Below are 16,649 nucleotides of genomic sequence, written 5' to 3'. Positions count from 1 at the left end.
CCAGACTATTTTTTAACTACCAATAATAAATTATAAAATAAGAAAGAACCTTCTGTTTTTGAAGGTTCTTTCTTATTTCTCAACTTTTTGAATAAACAATACAGCTTTCTATTTACTATATTCTACATTTCCAGTATTCCAGTTAAATCATCACAAATAAAAATCAACCAATCCCGCAAATTTCTCCTTACAACGCTCCCACAAAGATAACTTCTCAAAAAACTCTTTCGTCATTTCTTTCGAATCATGAAAATCTTGTGTTAACGCCGCATTCACTTCTGATACGATAGATCCACCATGAATATACAAATTCATCTCATCATTTATATAGAAGCTACGCGCAGTAAAGTTTGTTGTACCAATAACGGTTAATTCATTATCAATCAGCATTAACTTTCCATGAAACATACCTTTTTTATAACCATATACCGTAATCCCGTTATTAACAGCTTGACGAATATAAGGATACGCTGCCTCTTTAATAAGAGGAATATCTGGTTTATATGACCAAAGTATTTTTACTGTAACACCACGTTTTTGCGCTCCAATTAAAGCATTCATTAATTCTTTATTTTTCGCTATAAAATAAGGTGTTGTAATTACAATTGAATGTTTCGCTTGTTTTATTAACTTTATATATTTTTCAGCGACGTGATGTCCATTGTAGCTAACCATCGTATGTAATGTATTCCCTTTACTCGCTTTATTCGTACTTCTTTTTATATGTTCTTTCGTATCTCGTTTCCAATCTAAAGCGAATTGCTCTTCTAAATCTTTTGCTCCTTCTCCTCTAAGCCGCACATGATAGTCACGCCAATATCCAAATCGCTTATCTTTCCCTAAGTACTCATCCCCCATATTAAAGCCACCCGTATAGCCAATCTCCCCATCAATCGTCGTAATACGACGATGATTACGATGGTGAAGTGAATAAAATCCGAATGGCAATTCAGGTTTTCTACTATATGTAAAATGTACACCACTTTCCCGCAATTCATTTTTCATCTTTCTTTCAAATGATAAATCATTAATGCGATCAACCGATAAATATACGTTTACTCCTTCTTTCGCCTTCTCCTTTAATAAGTTTAAAAAAGTATGGCTACTTTTATCATCCGATAAAATATAAAAATAAGTGTAAATAGATCGCTTCGCTTCCCTTATATCAGTAAACAACTGTTTATAAAACGACTTCCCTTCTACATATAATTGAAAGTCACTATAATGAGGTGCATACTCTGTCGGCATATTTTTCCCAGCTTCCATTTTCCTGCCTAAAGTAACATCGATATGCATCCAAATTAAAATAAAAACGAAAATAGCAATAATAATAGAAGTAACTCGCAATATTTTTTTAATCATTTTGATTTCCTTCCGCTCATATTACTTACTATTTCGTAGTGTTTCATTAAATTATTTTTTCATACGAAATGTCTTTCTTACTTTTATTTGCGAATACAAAAAGGTGTGGCATTGCGCCACACCTTTTCATTAAATGAAGTTCCTCGCATCATTATTTCTTCCAAACTTATAAATAGCAATTAAGAAGAATGCTATCGCGAAAGCGAATAAAATTAAAATATTTAAATACAACTCAGAAAATGGAATGCCTTGCTGTAGTTTTGAAATCGTATCTAGTAACCAACGCTGCGGAAGGAAATCAGCTACTTTTTGTACTGCTTTCGGCATAATGTCGTACGGGAAATAACATCCAGCAAGTAAACATGTTGGTACTATTACTATATTTTGCATTGCATTTGAAGCAGTTGAACTTTTTGAAAAAGACACAATGACTAACGATAAACCAATTGCAATTAAAGCGAATATCATAAGCACACCAATCATAACTATGAAAGGCATATTTATAGTTGTGTGAAAAACATTCGTCATAAAGAATACTGCAATTACAATTTGTACTGTTAATATCATCATATTTACTGCGACATTAGATAATATAAATTTCTTTCCGTCAATCGGCGTTGATAATAATCTAAAATACGTTCTGTTCTCTTTTTCTTTTAAAATAAATCCTGATAAGTTCACTGCTGAAAATAACATAAACATAATAAGATAACCCATCGTTTGATTTGTCATATCTTTATTTTTTGAAGTATCTTCAAGTGTCTCAGACTTTACTTTAAATGAACTTTTTTGATAACCAGCGTACATACTATTAAACGTACTTTGATCGGCCCCTGCCACTTTACTAATCGCAGCGATGTTATCAACATAGTTATATAAATACGATTTTATAAATCCTGTTACTTGATCGCCTTTAATCGATGAAATCTCAATATGACTCGGTTTCCCTTCTCGAACACTTTCAGAAAAACCAGACTGTAATGTAATAACACCATCAAGTTTTTTTGAAGTGAGTTTATCTTCCACTTCAGATTCCTTAATTTTACTAACATTTACATGATTGAGTCCTTCTAAAAATTTCACTGTATCATTTGCGATAGGTTGATTTTCTTTATTTATAACCCCAATATTTAACGTTCCTTGCCCTACATTCCCATATATCGAAAAGGAAATGAGCGTTCCTATTATCGGCAAGCTAATAATAATGAGTAACCCCTTTTTATTTTTCAGAAGCACAGATAACGTTTTTTGTATGAGCCATAAAATATCTTTCATACTATAGCCCCTCCCGTCTACGTAATGCAATAATCGCAATTAATAAGAAGATTGCTGAAATCCCAAGATTTAAAGATATTACCGGCAGTGCCGCTCCTACATCATTTGCATAAATAATTTTCATAATAGCTGTGTTTGCCCACGTTAATGGTGATAAATTCGTAACGGAATTTTCTTCCACTACGAAATACGCACCACCAAAAATAGACGCTAATTGCACAACAACCATAATAATCGCTCTAGATGCCTCACCTGTTTTTGTAATATATCCGATTCCTAAACCGAAGCTAATTGCTAGAAAGACTTCTGTTAGTAAAATAATAAATATGATTCCAATATGGTCGCCCCAATTCGCTTGAAAAACAAATTTACTAAATAAAACGACAAGTAATAGACAAAGTGCATTCGCTACAAGACTACCGAGCACTTTCCCAATGAAAATTTCAGCCTTACTTATAGGTGCTGCAATTAAACGATCTCCTGTTTTACGTATTCGTTCTCCTCGAATTAAAAAACTCGCCCCCATTGCAGCGTACAGTGCAATCATCGTCGTCATTACAACCGCATAGTAATCCATAGAACCTGGTTTTTTAGCAGCTTGTAAAGATGTTTCTTTAATATAATCATTATGATTTCCGTTTGAAATAACTGCGCTAACCTTACTCGGATCTACTTTTGCAACTTCGGCCACTACGTTGTACTTATCAACAAATGTTGTAAGCATGCCTTCCACAATACTTCCCTCAATACTACTTTTGTCACTTCCATAAAATTTTGCACCATCTTTATTTAACTCTACATAAGCAGCATATTTATTTTGCTTCACTTCTTCTTTCCCATCTATACCTTCGGAAGCTTTTTTAAAATGAATACCTGATTTATCGACTTCTTTCGTAAATGCTTCAAATGATTGAGAAAACGTGCTACTTGCTTCATCTTTATATAGCACTTGTATATCCTTAAACGATTGACTATCGCTATTAAATGCATTCGTTAACGCTGTTCCTAACACAAGCATAAGTACAATTGGAAATGCTAACATAAAAACTAAAGTTCTTACGTCCCTGAAATCTCTTTTAATGTGCATCACTGCAATGTTAAAGATGTTCAATTGATGAACCTCCCTTTACCTTTTCTTCATTTACCGTTATTTATCTCGTAAGTTTCTTCCAGTTAACGTAAGAAATACTGTTTCTAAGTTTGGAGCCTGCTCCTCTAACGAACGAATTTCAATGTCATGATTAATGAAATGCTGAATAATTTTATTTAAATTATTTAATCCTGCATCCGAGTTTACCTTGATTACGTTCTCTTCAATTTGAACAGCTTTCACACCATTTATCTCTTTTAAATTTTCTACATCTAAATTTTCTACTGACTTTACTTCAATCCAAATATCTTTCGTATCTGTAATAATCGCTTTTAACTGTTCTTTCGTTCCTTCTGCAATTACTTTACCGTGATCGACAATTGCTATTTTCGTACAAATCTCTTCTACTTCTTCCATGTAGTGACTCGTATAAATAATCGTACTTCCCATTTCATTTAATTTTCGGACAGACTGAAGAATGTAGTTCCTTGACTGCGGATCAATTCCAACTGTCGGTTCATCCATAATAATTAACTTCGGTCTATGTGCGATTGCACAAGCGATATTTAGTCTTCGTTTCATCCCGCCAGAAAAGTTTTTTGGGTAACTTTTATGTTTATCACTAAGGCCTACAAATTGAAGTGCTTCCTCTACTCTCGCTTTTAGCTCGGCTCCTCGTAATCCATACAATCCAGCAAAGAATTTCACATTTTCATAGGCAGTTAACTCTTCATAAATCGCAATATCTTGCGGAACGATACCAATATTCATTTTCGCAAATCGATTATGTTTCTTTATATTTTTTCCTAATATGCTAATTTCACCTTCATTACTTCTTAACAAACCAGCAATCATATTAATCGTTGTACTCTTACCAGCACCATTCGAACCTAAAAAGCCAAATATTTCTCCTTCTTTAATAGATAAAGACATATTATCTACCGCGATGAAATCACCAAATTTTTTCGTTAAATTTTTAATTTCCAATGTGTTCATCATTTCACCCCTATTTCGGTTTCTCTGCTTTTATTATAAACAAAAAGAATGAACCTGCTCAGTGCAGAAGTTCACTCTTTTCACATGAGATTATTCACTTTTTTCATATGAGATGATTCATCCTCGTCTCATCCTCTTATATCGGCAATAACATTGTTACTGAAAAACCACTTGTTCCATCTACAATAATTTTTCCGTTTACTGATGCTGTTCGCTCCTCCATCCCCATAATACCGAGGCCTTTCTTAACAAGAGCTGCACCTTTACCATTATCCTTCACTTGTACTTTCACCATCTTGTTCAGTACATGAATATCTATTGAAATGACTGTCGCATCAGCATATTTCATCGCGTTTGTTAGTGCCTCCATAACATTTTCACCAATAATCTTCCACTGAATTGGTGAAATCATATCTAAGTTCCCTTTATATACGAATGGAATATTTATATCATGCTTACCAGCAAATTCCTCTATGAATAATTTCATACGATGAATACCAATTTGCTCAGTTGGTGGCTTCATATTTTTTAATGTAATCCGAATGCTTTCAATTCCATCTTTTGAAATATGAATGGCATTTTGTAATAACTCCGCAGATTTTTCTTTATCTATTTCCATTAATCTCTTTGCTGCTTCCATTTGAATTAGTGCACCTGTCATTGAGTGACCGATTTTATCATGAATTTCTTGAGATAGTCGATTTCTTTCCTCTAATTTAAATGTGTATTCAGATTGCCTTATGTAATCTTTATTTTCATTTAAGCTTTTCGTAAGTCTTTGTATGTCTTTTCTCATTTTATCATTTTGCATTTCTAGTTTTAATAATCGTGCTATATAGCGATGAGCTATCGTTAAGGAAAAAAAACAAAATGCACTAATCAGTCCATACGTCATTTGAATACCTTCACCTATAAAAATAATAGGAAGAATCATAATGAAAAAGATTAACCATTTCTTTTTTATGTAATAATTTGCAATTTCATATAAGTTCAAAGGTAAAAACAAAATAAAAAACGGATGAACCTTCCATGTAAATAACATAACTACGCCAATTGACACACAAGTTAATATGTTTTTGTACGTATCTTTTTTAAATATAGAGATCAACACATTGACAGAAAGATATAAAAGCAAAGTAAGTATAATCCACGGTAAGTTCGTAACATTTAAATGAATGTAGCTAAACACTATATATAAAAAGACAATAAGTTTACTTACAGTTAACCAAAATTCCATAACATTAATCTACTTTCCCTGTTAAGTAATAAATCGCAATTTGTGTGCGATGTTCTAGTCCAGTTTTCCCTAAAACTGATGTAATATAATTTGCAATCGTTCCTTCAGATATGAAAAGTTGCTTCGAAATTTCTTTATTTGAGAAACCTTTCGCAATTAATGCGATAATACTAAGCTCTCTTTCTGTGAAAAGGCTCTTATCAATTTTAGATTCTTCCTCTTTACTTTCCATTAAATTAGACTTAATTTTATCAAGCACTACATCTTGCATAACAGTTTGACCGTTATAAACTCCTTTTATCGCATCACGAATCCGCTCCGGATCATTATTTTTTAATAAATAACCTTTCGCTCCGTTTTTTACTGCATCCAAAATATATTCATCATCATCAAACGTCGTTAAAATGAGAGGCTTCGTTTTTGTCTCTTCACAAATTAACTTCGTCGCCTCTACCCCGTTCATGTTTGGCATACGAACATCTAAAAGCGCAATATCAACTTCATACTTTTTACAATACGCTACAGCTTCTTTTCCATCATTTACGGTATCTAATACTTCAAACTCTTCATATGTATTTAAAATAATTTTCATACCTTCTCTAATAAAAGAATTATCATCGGCTATTAATATTTTAATTTTCATGTTTGTTAGTATGGACCTTATCCTACTAACATTCACATCCTTTCTCCATGTAGCATTTCCTCTTTGCTCATTATATACTTCTCTTTACCATTTTTTCACACCTTTTTCATATAGCCCTCCTGCTAAAAATATATTATTCTTTTTTTATAACATGTGTAGGGTGACTTATCATTTCTTACGTCTATATAATAGAATGCGTCAAAAAGGAGGGAGAGACCGATTGAGGAAAAACAATTAGTTGCAAAAGCACAGCAAGGAAGCGAACATGCTTTTCGTATCCTTGTACAAACATATCGTCATTATATTTTTCAAGTTATCTTTTCCATTTTAAGACATGAAGAAGATGCTAAAGATGTTACACAAGAAGTATTCGTAAAAATTCACGCCTCTCTCCAAAATTATCAATTTCGCGGATTAAAAACGTGGATGGCACGTATTGCCACCAATCACGCTATTGATTATAAGAGAAAAAAAGCTAGAGAAAACGAAGAACTCTCCTTATGTAAAGAAACTGCGGAAAATATAAAAGCCTCTCATAATATCGAGGCTTTATTATTGACGAAAGAGCAAAAATTACTCATTGCTCAAAAACTGCGAGAACTTCCCGACAATTACCGTGACGTCGTTCTCGCACATTACTTAGAAGAAAAAAGTTATCAAGAAATTGCTTTGCAAGAAAATATTGAAGTGAAAACAGTCGAAATGAAACTGTATCGGGCAAGAAAATGGATTAAAAAACATTGGAAGGAGGAAGAGTTTCTATGATGCATTATTCAAAAGAAGATTGGCGCAATTATACATTAGATGTTATATCAAACAATGAACGTGAATCTATGGAAGAACATCTTTATGAATGTGATCATTGTTTAGCACTTTATATGGAAAGTATTGATGAACAACACGAAAACCTTCCAATGATAAATGATGATTCATTTACGAACGAAGTTATGACGCAAATTAATTTTGAAACGTTACAGCCTAATAAAAATATAAAAACAAACTCACTAAAGCGCACAATTATTCACTACATAATTGCGACTGCGGCTACAATTATTTTTATGGTAAGTGGTTTATTCCAGTATATTTTCACAGCGACATCAAATTTCGAGAAATCTTCAAAACATAACGAGTCTTCTATCTCACAACAAATTGTAAACAAATCGGTAGACACATCAAAAAAGGACGGAGGTTCAAAGCATGAATAAAAATCCCTTTTTAGCACTTGTATTAGGGCTAATTCCTGGGCTTGGACATTTATATTTAAAGAAATTCGGACGATTTATTTTATATAGCGGAGGGGCTTTATTTCTATTTATCTTTGCAGCATTTTGTACAATAGCATTAGGAGCGCGTGATATTGCTTTTCTTTCTCTATTTTTACTAGTCGTGTTATGGGCGATCAATTTATTAGATTTAGTTATCACTATTATTAATCAATCGAAAAAACAAGCAGCCGGAGAATTTACAGAGTCCTCTAAAGAAAGCGAACGATTTTATATCATTCTTCTATCAATCATTCCTGGGCTTGGTCATTTTCAATTAGGACTTATGCAACGCGGACTTACATTTTTAGTCGCTTGCACAGGAATCGGAAGTATGATTATATTCGTTGCACTCTTAACATCTCAAGGAAGTTTCCTTATCTTCCTTATTACGTTACCTGTTTTATGGATTTATAATTTCTTCGATGTTGTTCAGCAACTACAGAAAAAAGAACGTGGCGAGCAATTAGTTGATCGTACTATTTTTGAAGACTTTGAAGAGCACCGAGAACAAGGAAAGAAAAGTAAAACATTTGCTTCTATTTTAGCGATGTTCCCTGGAGCAGGACATATGTATTTAGGCTTACAACGCCGTGGTCTTCAGCTTATGGCAGCCTTTTTACTATCCATTTATTTACTCGATTTATTAAGACTCTCTGCGTTTTTATTTTTAGTACCAATCATTTGGTTTTATAGCTTTTTTGACACATTACAGCAAACAGCCAAATACGGAAAAGAACGCGTACATGACGAACCTATCATCGACTATTTTATAAATCATCAAAGATGGATCGGTATCGGTTTAATTACACTCGGTGGTTATTATTTATTAGATCAAACAGTCCTTCCTATTTTGAATGATTATTTTGTAACTATATTTAATATTCATCTTAGCGAACTATATTATCGCTATTTCCAAACATCTATCGTTGCTCTCCTTTTAATTGGTGGCGGCTTTAAATTGTTACTTGGAAATAAAGAAAACAAAGGTGGTACAAACGAATGAGAACATGGCGCGTTGGAACATTCTCAATGGGGCTTTCCATTATTACATTAGGTTGTTTCTTACTATTTTCAGTTATGAAAGGCACTCAAGTATTGGATACATTAACAGCATGGTGGCCTGTTTTACTTATTATACTTGGCGCTGAAATTTTACTATACCTTCTATTTTCTAAGAAGGAACAATCATTTATTAAATATGATATTTTTAGTATTTTCTTTATTGGAGTTTTAGGAAGCGTTGGAATTGCTTTTTACTGTTTATTATCAACTGGATTACTAGAAGAAGTTCGTCATTCTATTAACACAACTAGGCAAACGAGTAATATTCCAGACGGACAACTTGATATACCTGAATCTATCAAAAAAATCGTAGTGGATGCGGGGCATCACCCTCTAACGATAGAGGGAAATAATACAAATCAAATTCATCTTTTTGGAACATATGAAATGACGACAAAGGCAAATGAAAAACCTAATTTAAAACAAGAGGATTTCCTTTCAGTTCAAACGGTTGGAGAAACAATGTATATAACGTTAAAACCATTACCGGTTCAGCATACGTTTTTTAACTTCGCACCACAGGTGAAACAAACACTCGTTCTTCCGCAAAATAAAAATGTAGAGATCCGCGCTTCGAATAACGAACTATCTCTTTATCCAGGTCAATTACAAAATAATTGGTTTGTACAAAACAGTTCAAACGTATCTGTTCATTTAACTAAAGAAAGTGATGTTTCTTTAACAGCCGTAACAAATCAAAAAGAAACTCACGGAAACACACCTTGGGAACAAGTAGAAGATTTAGCGAAAAAAGAAAATAATTCTTCAGAAGAAAATCCAGAATTAAATGGGCAAGAACATTGGTATAAAAACTCGATAAAAACAGGAAATGGAACGTACAAATTAAATATTGAGAAAGCTTATAATTTAAATATGAGCGTTATCGAAAAATAAGAAACCTTCCACAATTGTGGAAGGTTTTTCTCATATAATCGCTTTTATTCCTTCTAAAATTAATCCAATCATAAAACCACAAACAGCCCCGTTCACACGAATCCACTGCAAATCTTTACCGACATTATTTTCAATCATTTCGATTAATGTTTTATCATCTAACTTATCAAGGTTTTCTTGCACAAGCTTTCCAATTTTCGAATGATTCTTTTCAACAATAGTAACAACTTGTTTTTGTAACCAATCTTCTATTTTTTGAACAGTCAGTTCGTCTTCTTTTATTTTATTCATTTGTGTTTGTAAGAATGGAACAACATATTTATCAGCAAATTCTTCATTCTTCACAAAGGTAACTGCCCTACTCTGTACTTGCTCTAGCATTTCTTTTATTTTGTCTGTAGCATCCCAATTTGCAATCCATTTTTCTTTCCACTTCTCTAATTCCTGTAATAAAGATTCATTTTCTTTTACATTTATAATCTCTTGACGAATTTTCGCTAATATAAGTTGTCTTGTGCTATTATCTGCATCTTGTAAGCTGTTAATATTACTAATGATAAACTTCTGCAAAATGCCGCCGATTTTATCTTCATCTACAATATTCATAAATGATTTCAAAGTAAACTGCAGGAATCCATCTACTTTTATGTTTTCCATCGCCTTCATACCTAAGCTTCCGAACTGATAACATGCTTCATCTTGAGCCGTCCAATCTTTCACTTTTACTAATATGTAATCAAGTGTTTTTTCATCATATTCTTGCACTACTAATTGATCCACGAGAACTTGTAATATGTTACTTGTGTTAATTGTATGCAAATACGTTTTTAATTCTTTTTCAATAATAACTGCTAATTTTTCTGTATCTATTTGAAGAATCGCTTTCTCAGCAATTGTTACAATTCCTTTTTTCACAGCGTCAGACTGTAACTCTTTCTCAGCAATTTGCAGTACCATTTGTGCTAGCTGCATTTCTTTTACTTTACTTGTAATACTTTCTTTCGTCAGCCATTCATTTTCTAACGTAGAAACGAGACCCTTTGTTACCCGTTTCCGATTTTTAGGTAATAATGCTGTATGTGGAATTGGAATTCCCAACGGATGACGGAATAAAGCTGTAACCGCAAACCAATCCGCAAGTCCACCAACTAACCCAGCTTCAAATCCCCCTTGAATAATCTCCCCAGCTACCGTTCCTTGAAAAGGGATGGAAGCCGCAAAACCTACGCCCATAACCCCAAGCGAAATACCCGCTATATATTTAGTCTGTAATGACATCGTATACACATCCTCTTATTATGTAAAATAAAGCTTTTTGTTATTTTTATTCGATATTAGCAATCCTTTATATCTATACTATAAAGAACTAGTGCGAAAATAACAAAGAATTTTATGTACATGAAAAAAATGAGGCTGTAAATAGCCTCATTTTTATTTACACGTTAATTCCAAACCTTTCTTATAATACCCATTCATCACGTCTTCCGGAACCATACTCCCACCAGTTCCCCACACAATATGAGTACCTTTCTTCACCTTCTCTGTTAACTGTTGTTTTTGTAAATACTCATTTTCAGCTTTACATACATTCAACGGCCCTATCATACCCGCTAATGCAGAAGGCTCTAAATAAATATTTTCAGTATCAGCCAGTTCTTTTAATAATCTATATAACTCTTCATCACTTACTGTATAATTTCCACTCAAAAATGGTTCCATCGTTTTACCGACAAATCCAGATGGTCTTCCTACTGCAAGCCCATCCGCATCAGTTACATTGTCAATCCCGATATCTTGAACGGCAATTTTATCGTGAAGCCCTGTCATTAAACCGAGTAACATACATGGAGAGTGCGTAGGCTCCGCAAAGAAACAGTGCACATTGTCTTTGTACAATAACTTTAAACCAAATGCTACTCCGCCAGGCCCGCCACCTACCCCGCACGGAAGATAAACGAATAAAGGGTGCTCTTCATCTACTACAATTTCTAACTCTTCTAATTGTTTTTGTAAACGTGATGCTGCTACTGCGTATCCTAAAAATAAATCATGTGAGTTTTCATCATCAACAAAATAACAGCTAGGATCTGCATCTGCTTGCAGTCTTCCTTCTTCTACTGCTTTACTATAATCAGCTTCATATTCAATAACGTTTACACCTTTACTTCTTAATAAATCTTTTTTCCATTCTTTTGCGTCTGCCGACATATGAACAGTCACATTAAAACCTAATTTCGCACTCATAATACCGATGCTAAGCCCTAAATTGCCAGTAGAACCTACTGCAATTGAATACTTCGCAAAAAAACCTCTAAATCTATCACTATCTAAAATTGAATAATCATCTTTCCCTGTTAACATTCCATGCTGAAGTGCCAGTTTCTCTGCATGTTTCAGCACTTCGTATATTCCGCCTCTAGCTTTTATTGATCCTGATATCGGAAGCCCGCTATCACATTTTAATAGTAATCCCCCTAAAATAGGTTGCCCATAACTTTTCTCTAAAGATTGTTTCATAGAAGGTATTTTCACTAAAGGTGATTCTATAATACCGCCTGTTTCCTTCGTTTCAGGAAATACTTTCGCAATATATGGTGCAAAACGCTTTAATCTCTCTTCCGCGTCTTTTACATGTTCTTCATTAAGTGGCGAATTTTTTATTGCTGTTTCATACTTTTCCATATTCGGGTTTATCCAAAATACTTCTTCTGTTGCGATTAAGTTATTTACTAGTGGATATTGCTCTTTTAATGCCTCTATCTCCTTCATTCCTCTTCCTCCTCATATCCTTGTAGCTAGCCATATAATAAATTATAATTAAATTAATTTTAATATAGTTTAACATAAATAATTCATTTTAGTTAATTTCAATTTAATTTATTTAAATATAATTTAATAATTATTAAGGAGCATTTATTATGGAAAATATAGATATTGGTAAAAAGATTGAAAAACAAAGAAAAGAAAAAGGATTAACTAGTAAAGAATTAGCAAAAATGGCCGAAATCACACCATCAATGCTTAGTCAAATTGAACGTGGTTCTGCTAACCCTTCTATTCAAACATTAAAGGTACTTGCAAAAGCTCTTGATGTTCCAACATTTAGTTTTTTACTTGAAGAAAATAATACAGACGATTTAATTGTACGTTCTCATAAAAGAAAAAAAATGATTATCGATAATTTATCATATGAATTGTTATCACCTGATTTCACAGGAAATTTAGCAACAGCAATTATGACTATCCCACCGAATACTGCTTCATCAGAAAATGTTCTAGAACATAAAGGTGAAGAATTAGCATTTGTATTAGACGGAAAAATCACATTGCACTTAAATGAAGAAGAATACACATTAGAAACTGGTGATAGCGTAAAAATACCAGCTTATTTAAAACATAAATGGGTAAATCAATTCGAGAAAAATGCGATTGTTTTATTTTCTGTTACTCCGCCGATTTTTTAATTCATATGATGATACAAAAATAGCCATGCATAGATGCTCTCCGTGCATGGCTACTTTTATTTTTTTGGTACGAACAAAATCCCTAGACTAATAACACAAAAACTGAGTATTTGCTGTATTGAAAGACCAACTAAAACCGAATTTTGTTCACTAATAAGTGAAATAATGATATGAGCAATTCCCTCGCAAATTAGAAAAAAGCTTATATTCTTTCCATTTCCTAATCTTTCATTTTTAATCCATAACGAGCCAATTATACCGAGTGCGAGTATAATCTCATACATGAAAATAGGATGATACAAAAATTTTGATTCATATATTTTCATCCCCCACGGCAGTGTCGTTTGTGCACCTACTTCTTGATGGAATATAAAATAAAAGATTATACTCACGCAAAATCCAAAAGGTAATGTATCAAGTAAAATCCGAAGAGAAAATTGCTCTTTTTTACTTTTCCAAACAATATATATACTCGCAATTACGCACCCTACTATAATATGCTGAATACTTCCTACAGCTAATAATGCTGGCATTGGCGCCCCAATGGCCCATACCGGATTTAAAATTGCCGGTGCGAATTTCCATACTAATACAATGATAAGAAAGCCATTCGTTACTGCATCCATCATTTTTTCATATTGAATATTTTGCTTTTTCATCCTTAGTTTCATTAGAGTAAATCCAAATAAACTTCCTATTATAAGAGAAACGGGTTGTAACCTCACCATCCACTCCATCACTATGAAATCCCCTCTTAATTCTCAATTATTTTCTTAAACTTCTCTTCTAATTGATCTGGAGGTAATACACCTCGTGCATGATCTACAATAATTCCATCTTTATTAACAAAAAATGTCGTTGGTAAAGAAAATACTTTATAATCTATTCCAGCTACTCCGTCCATATCTAATAGAACAGGAAATTTAAATCCGTGACGATCTGCAAATGCGCTCGCTTCTTGTACTGGATCCCCGATTGTTGCATTTACCGCAAAGATTTCAACATCCTCCTTATATTTATCATACAAACGAACTAGATCAGGAGCCTCCATTTCACATGGACCACACCATGATGCCCAAAAATTAATAACATATGGTTTTCCCTTTGCATCATTTAACGAATAAAGCTTCCCATCTAATCCTTTTAATGTTATGTTCGGCGCTTTAAATCCCACTTGTGGTAATACTTCCTTCTCTTGTAACTCCGCTTGTTTCGCTTTTCTTTCTTTTTCTTCTTTCTTAGTATTATAAAAGTTAACTCCGGCCCAAATTAGTGCCCCAGCTAGTATAATAGCAATTAGTTTCTTCACTTTTCTTCCTCCTCATTTCTAAAATCCCGTAAATCCGCCGAATAGACGAATAAAGAACGCTGTAATTTTCGTCATTTGATTTGTATATAATAAAACCCCTGTTAAAATCATCATTCCACCGCCGATTTTCATCATGACATTGGCATAAGTAACAATCCATTTTACCTTTCCAATAAAAAATGCCATCACGAAAAACGGAACTGCAAAGCCAAGAGTATATGCCGTAATATAAAGAAGCGCACTTTCCGGATTGGTCGCCCCGAGCATAAGCACTGCAGAAAATATCGGACCAACACACGGTGTCCATCCTGCTGCATATGTCATGCCGACCAAAACTGAGCGAATATATCCTGTCGATTTACTTCTATACTGCACTTTTTTCTCTGCCATAAGCCACTTAGGCTGAAACAATCCAGTCATAAATAACCCCATCAAAACAATAAAAACCCCACCAATTTGTTGAATCAATCTTTGATTAGATGAAAAAGTAATCCCAATCCAACTCACCGATAAACCTAACGCATAAAATATAACCGAGAAACCGATCATAAAAAATACTGTATGTATAATCGCTGACTTTTGCATAATCCCACGATTTTCTTTTAAATCTTGAATAGACACACCTGTAATATATGATAAATAAGATGGATATAGCGGTAAAGAACATGGTGATATAAATGAAAGTATACCAGCCCCTACTACTAGCCAAATTGTTAAATCCGCCGCATTCATTTTATTCCCCCTAAACACACTACAATGCGTAGTGTTAATTATTAAAAAAAGAGGCTATATGCACTCTCCGACAATAAGTACAATCGACATACAAAATAGCCCTAACGTTACATATACTGAATTTGTATGTAATGGTATATTCAGCTTAACAACTTTCTCATTCAACACTTGCTCAATTCGTAAATTAATTGCGGTTTTCGCAAACGACGCTGTAATACATTGATTTTCCATCGTCTTTATTTTAATTAACTTTAATAATGCACTACCTAGCTCAAATGAAGATTTCATTTTTTGCATCGCATATTTATCTGCTGATAGCTCTTGATATACATGATAACGCTGCAACATCCCTTTTAATATAGGAATATACATCATTCCCTCAGCTAACAATGTAAAGAAAAATAACTTTAATGGATCTCGATTTTTTTGATGATATTCCTCATGTAATACAATCGCATCAATTTCTTCCTCAGAAAATGCCTGAAACATTCCTTCTGAAATGACAATTTTCGGTCGAAATAATCCAATTGTAAATGCCGTAATCTGTAACGTTGATAATACGTACACTTGCTTTCCTTTTCTAGTAATAGACACGAGATTTCTTTTCAATCTTTTACTATAAAAAAATTGCTTCCAAATTCTTTTACTCATAATGATTACAGTAAATAACAGTAATCCGGCTATCATTATACGAAGTATTGATAGTTCCCTCATATGTTTTTGTAATTCAAATAAACAAAATTGAGAAAGGAAAAATGCTTTATTTTGAAAAAGAAATGGGTATGTAACGTAGTATACTAACATGCTTAAAAAAAGCACACTAATAGTCACTGCTAACAAAACGATTTTACGCATTTGCCACTTCATTTTATCGGTCCTCTTTTTTTAGCCGACTTAATTTCTCTTCTAATTTTTTTATTAAAGATGGATCAGCTTGTTCTAACTCATCTATCATATGGTTCACAACAAGATCTCCAAATTCACCCATTAATTCCTGTGTCATTTTCTTCGTTTGATTAGATAAAAATTCTTCCTTCGTTTGTGTAGTACGATACATACCACTTCTTTTCACAATATGCTTTTCTAAATGTGCTTTCTCTACTAATCTGTTCATAACTGTCATTACAGTATTAAAATTCACCAGGGATTCTTCACTTAATCTCTGTTGCACATCTTTAATGGTAATACCCTCAGTAGCCCAAACAATTTCCATTATTTTCGCTTCAAGCGGTCCGAAAAAGTGATTTAACCCTTGCTCATTTAACTTGTAGTTTTGAGTAAACATCGTATGGCCCCTTTCACACTACAGATTGTAGTATA

The 16,649-nt window shown here is 33.3% G+C and carries 18 protein-coding genes; 5 read left to right on the top strand and 13 right to left on the bottom strand.

Features of this window, described 5'->3' with window-relative positions; all coding sequences use genetic code 11:
- Positions 1–150: 150 nt before the first annotated feature.
- The 6 genes from cls to NSQ69_RS09000 form a co-directional block, all read right to left on the bottom strand.
- The gene (cls, locus tag NSQ69_RS09025; RefSeq protein WP_263894744.1) at positions 151–1,362 is read right to left on the bottom strand and encodes a cardiolipin synthase; all 1,212 of its coding nucleotides are present in this window, start codon (positions 1,360–1,362) and stop codon (positions 151–153) included.
- Between the two features lie 129 nt (positions 1,363–1,491).
- Positions 1,492–2,637: an ABC transporter permease gene (locus NSQ69_RS09020; protein ID WP_002086373.1), complete on the bottom strand. Its 1,146-nt coding sequence runs from the start codon at positions 2,635–2,637 to the stop codon at positions 1,492–1,494.
- Between the two features lies 1 nt (position 2,638).
- A complete protein-coding gene (locus NSQ69_RS09015; RefSeq protein ID WP_002086376.1) occupies positions 2,639–3,748 on the bottom strand; it encodes an ABC transporter permease in 1,110 nt (369 codons plus the stop codon).
- Between the two features lie 36 nt (positions 3,749–3,784).
- Positions 3,785–4,723, bottom strand: a complete 939-nt coding sequence (locus NSQ69_RS09010; RefSeq protein WP_002086377.1) for an ABC transporter ATP-binding protein — start codon at positions 4,721–4,723, stop codon at positions 3,785–3,787.
- A 136-nt stretch (positions 4,724–4,859) separates the two neighbouring features.
- A complete protein-coding gene (locus tag NSQ69_RS09005) occupies positions 4,860–5,960 on the bottom strand; it encodes a sensor histidine kinase (protein ID WP_078203058.1) in 1,101 nt (366 codons plus the stop codon).
- Between the two features lie 4 nt (positions 5,961–5,964).
- A complete protein-coding gene (locus tag NSQ69_RS09000; RefSeq protein WP_002012250.1) occupies positions 5,965–6,603 on the bottom strand; it encodes a response regulator transcription factor in 639 nt (212 codons plus the stop codon).
- A 219-nt stretch (positions 6,604–6,822) separates the two neighbouring features.
- On the opposite strand from NSQ69_RS09000, the gene NSQ69_RS08995 reads away from it, so the two are divergent.
- Genes NSQ69_RS08995 through exsE form a run of 4 tightly spaced genes read left to right on the top strand, consistent with a single transcriptional unit; the run spans position 6,823 to position 9,824 of the window.
- Positions 6,823–7,368, top strand: coding sequence for an RNA polymerase sigma factor (locus NSQ69_RS08995; RefSeq protein WP_309439211.1), 546 nt, complete (start codon positions 6,823–6,825; stop codon positions 7,366–7,368).
- A complete protein-coding gene (locus tag NSQ69_RS08990; RefSeq protein WP_341099179.1) occupies positions 7,365–7,808 on the top strand; it encodes a hypothetical protein in 444 nt (147 codons plus the stop codon). Before NSQ69_RS08995 ends, NSQ69_RS08990 begins: the two co-directional genes overlap by 4 nt.
- Entirely contained in the window at positions 7,801–8,871 is a 1,071-nt protein-coding gene (locus NSQ69_RS08985; RefSeq protein WP_002126704.1) for a hypothetical protein, read from the top strand. Before NSQ69_RS08990 ends, NSQ69_RS08985 begins: the two co-directional genes overlap by 8 nt.
- Positions 8,868–9,824, top strand: coding sequence for an exosporium protein ExsE (gene exsE / locus NSQ69_RS08980; protein WP_341099177.1), 957 nt, complete (start codon positions 8,868–8,870; stop codon positions 9,822–9,824). Before NSQ69_RS08985 ends, exsE begins: the two co-directional genes overlap by 4 nt.
- Positions 9,825–9,854: 30 nt before the next feature.
- Here the strand turns inward: exsE and NSQ69_RS08975 are convergent, their stop codons facing one another.
- Both NSQ69_RS08975 and NSQ69_RS08970 read right to left on the bottom strand, forming a co-directional pair.
- Positions 9,855–11,102, bottom strand: coding sequence for a DUF445 domain-containing protein (locus NSQ69_RS08975; RefSeq protein WP_341099176.1), 1,248 nt, complete (start codon positions 11,100–11,102; stop codon positions 9,855–9,857).
- Positions 11,103–11,255: 153 nt separating this feature from the next.
- Positions 11,256–12,593 (bottom strand): D-serine ammonia-lyase, encoded by a 1,338-nt coding sequence (locus tag NSQ69_RS08970; RefSeq protein ID WP_033730418.1) that lies wholly within the window; start codon positions 12,591–12,593, stop codon positions 11,256–11,258.
- Between the two features lie 149 nt (positions 12,594–12,742).
- Here NSQ69_RS08970 and NSQ69_RS08965 point away from each other — a divergent pair, with 149 nt between their 5' ends.
- Complete coding sequence (locus NSQ69_RS08965; protein ID WP_002012259.1) at positions 12,743–13,288, top strand: helix-turn-helix domain-containing protein; 546 nt, start codon at positions 12,743–12,745, stop codon at positions 13,286–13,288.
- A 56-nt stretch (positions 13,289–13,344) separates the two neighbouring features.
- Here the strand turns inward: NSQ69_RS08965 and NSQ69_RS08960 are convergent, their stop codons facing one another.
- From NSQ69_RS08960 to NSQ69_RS08940, 5 genes are read right to left on the bottom strand one after another with little or no spacing between them, the layout of a single operon-like run.
- The gene (locus NSQ69_RS08960; protein ID WP_003188684.1) at positions 13,345–14,025 is read right to left on the bottom strand and encodes a prolipoprotein diacylglyceryl transferase family protein; all 681 of its coding nucleotides are present in this window, start codon (positions 14,023–14,025) and stop codon (positions 13,345–13,347) included.
- Between the two features lie 17 nt (positions 14,026–14,042).
- Positions 14,043–14,597: a TlpA family protein disulfide reductase gene (locus NSQ69_RS08955; RefSeq protein ID WP_002031090.1), complete on the bottom strand. Its 555-nt coding sequence runs from the start codon at positions 14,595–14,597 to the stop codon at positions 14,043–14,045.
- Positions 14,598–14,615: 18 nt separating this feature from the next.
- Positions 14,616–15,329, bottom strand: a complete 714-nt coding sequence (gene ccdA, locus NSQ69_RS08950; RefSeq protein ID WP_002031088.1) for a cytochrome c-type biogenesis protein CcdA — start codon at positions 15,327–15,329, stop codon at positions 14,616–14,618.
- A 54-nt stretch (positions 15,330–15,383) separates the two neighbouring features.
- Positions 15,384–16,196 (bottom strand): M56 family metallopeptidase, encoded by an 813-nt coding sequence (locus NSQ69_RS08945; RefSeq protein WP_002126694.1) that lies wholly within the window; start codon positions 16,194–16,196, stop codon positions 15,384–15,386.
- 1 nt (position 16,197) lies between these two features.
- Positions 16,198–16,614 (bottom strand): BlaI/MecI/CopY family transcriptional regulator, encoded by a 417-nt coding sequence (locus NSQ69_RS08940; protein WP_341099175.1) that lies wholly within the window; start codon positions 16,612–16,614, stop codon positions 16,198–16,200.
- Between the last annotated feature and the right edge of the window lie 35 nt (positions 16,615–16,649).

This window comes from Bacillus sp. FSL R10-2201 (genome assembly GCF_038008665.1).
Taxonomy (GTDB): Bacteria; Bacillota; Bacilli; order Bacillales; family Bacillaceae_G; genus Bacillus_A; species Bacillus_A mycoides.
The sequence above is the reverse complement of the archived record's forward strand: the minus strand, read 5'-3'. Positions and strand labels throughout refer to the sequence as shown.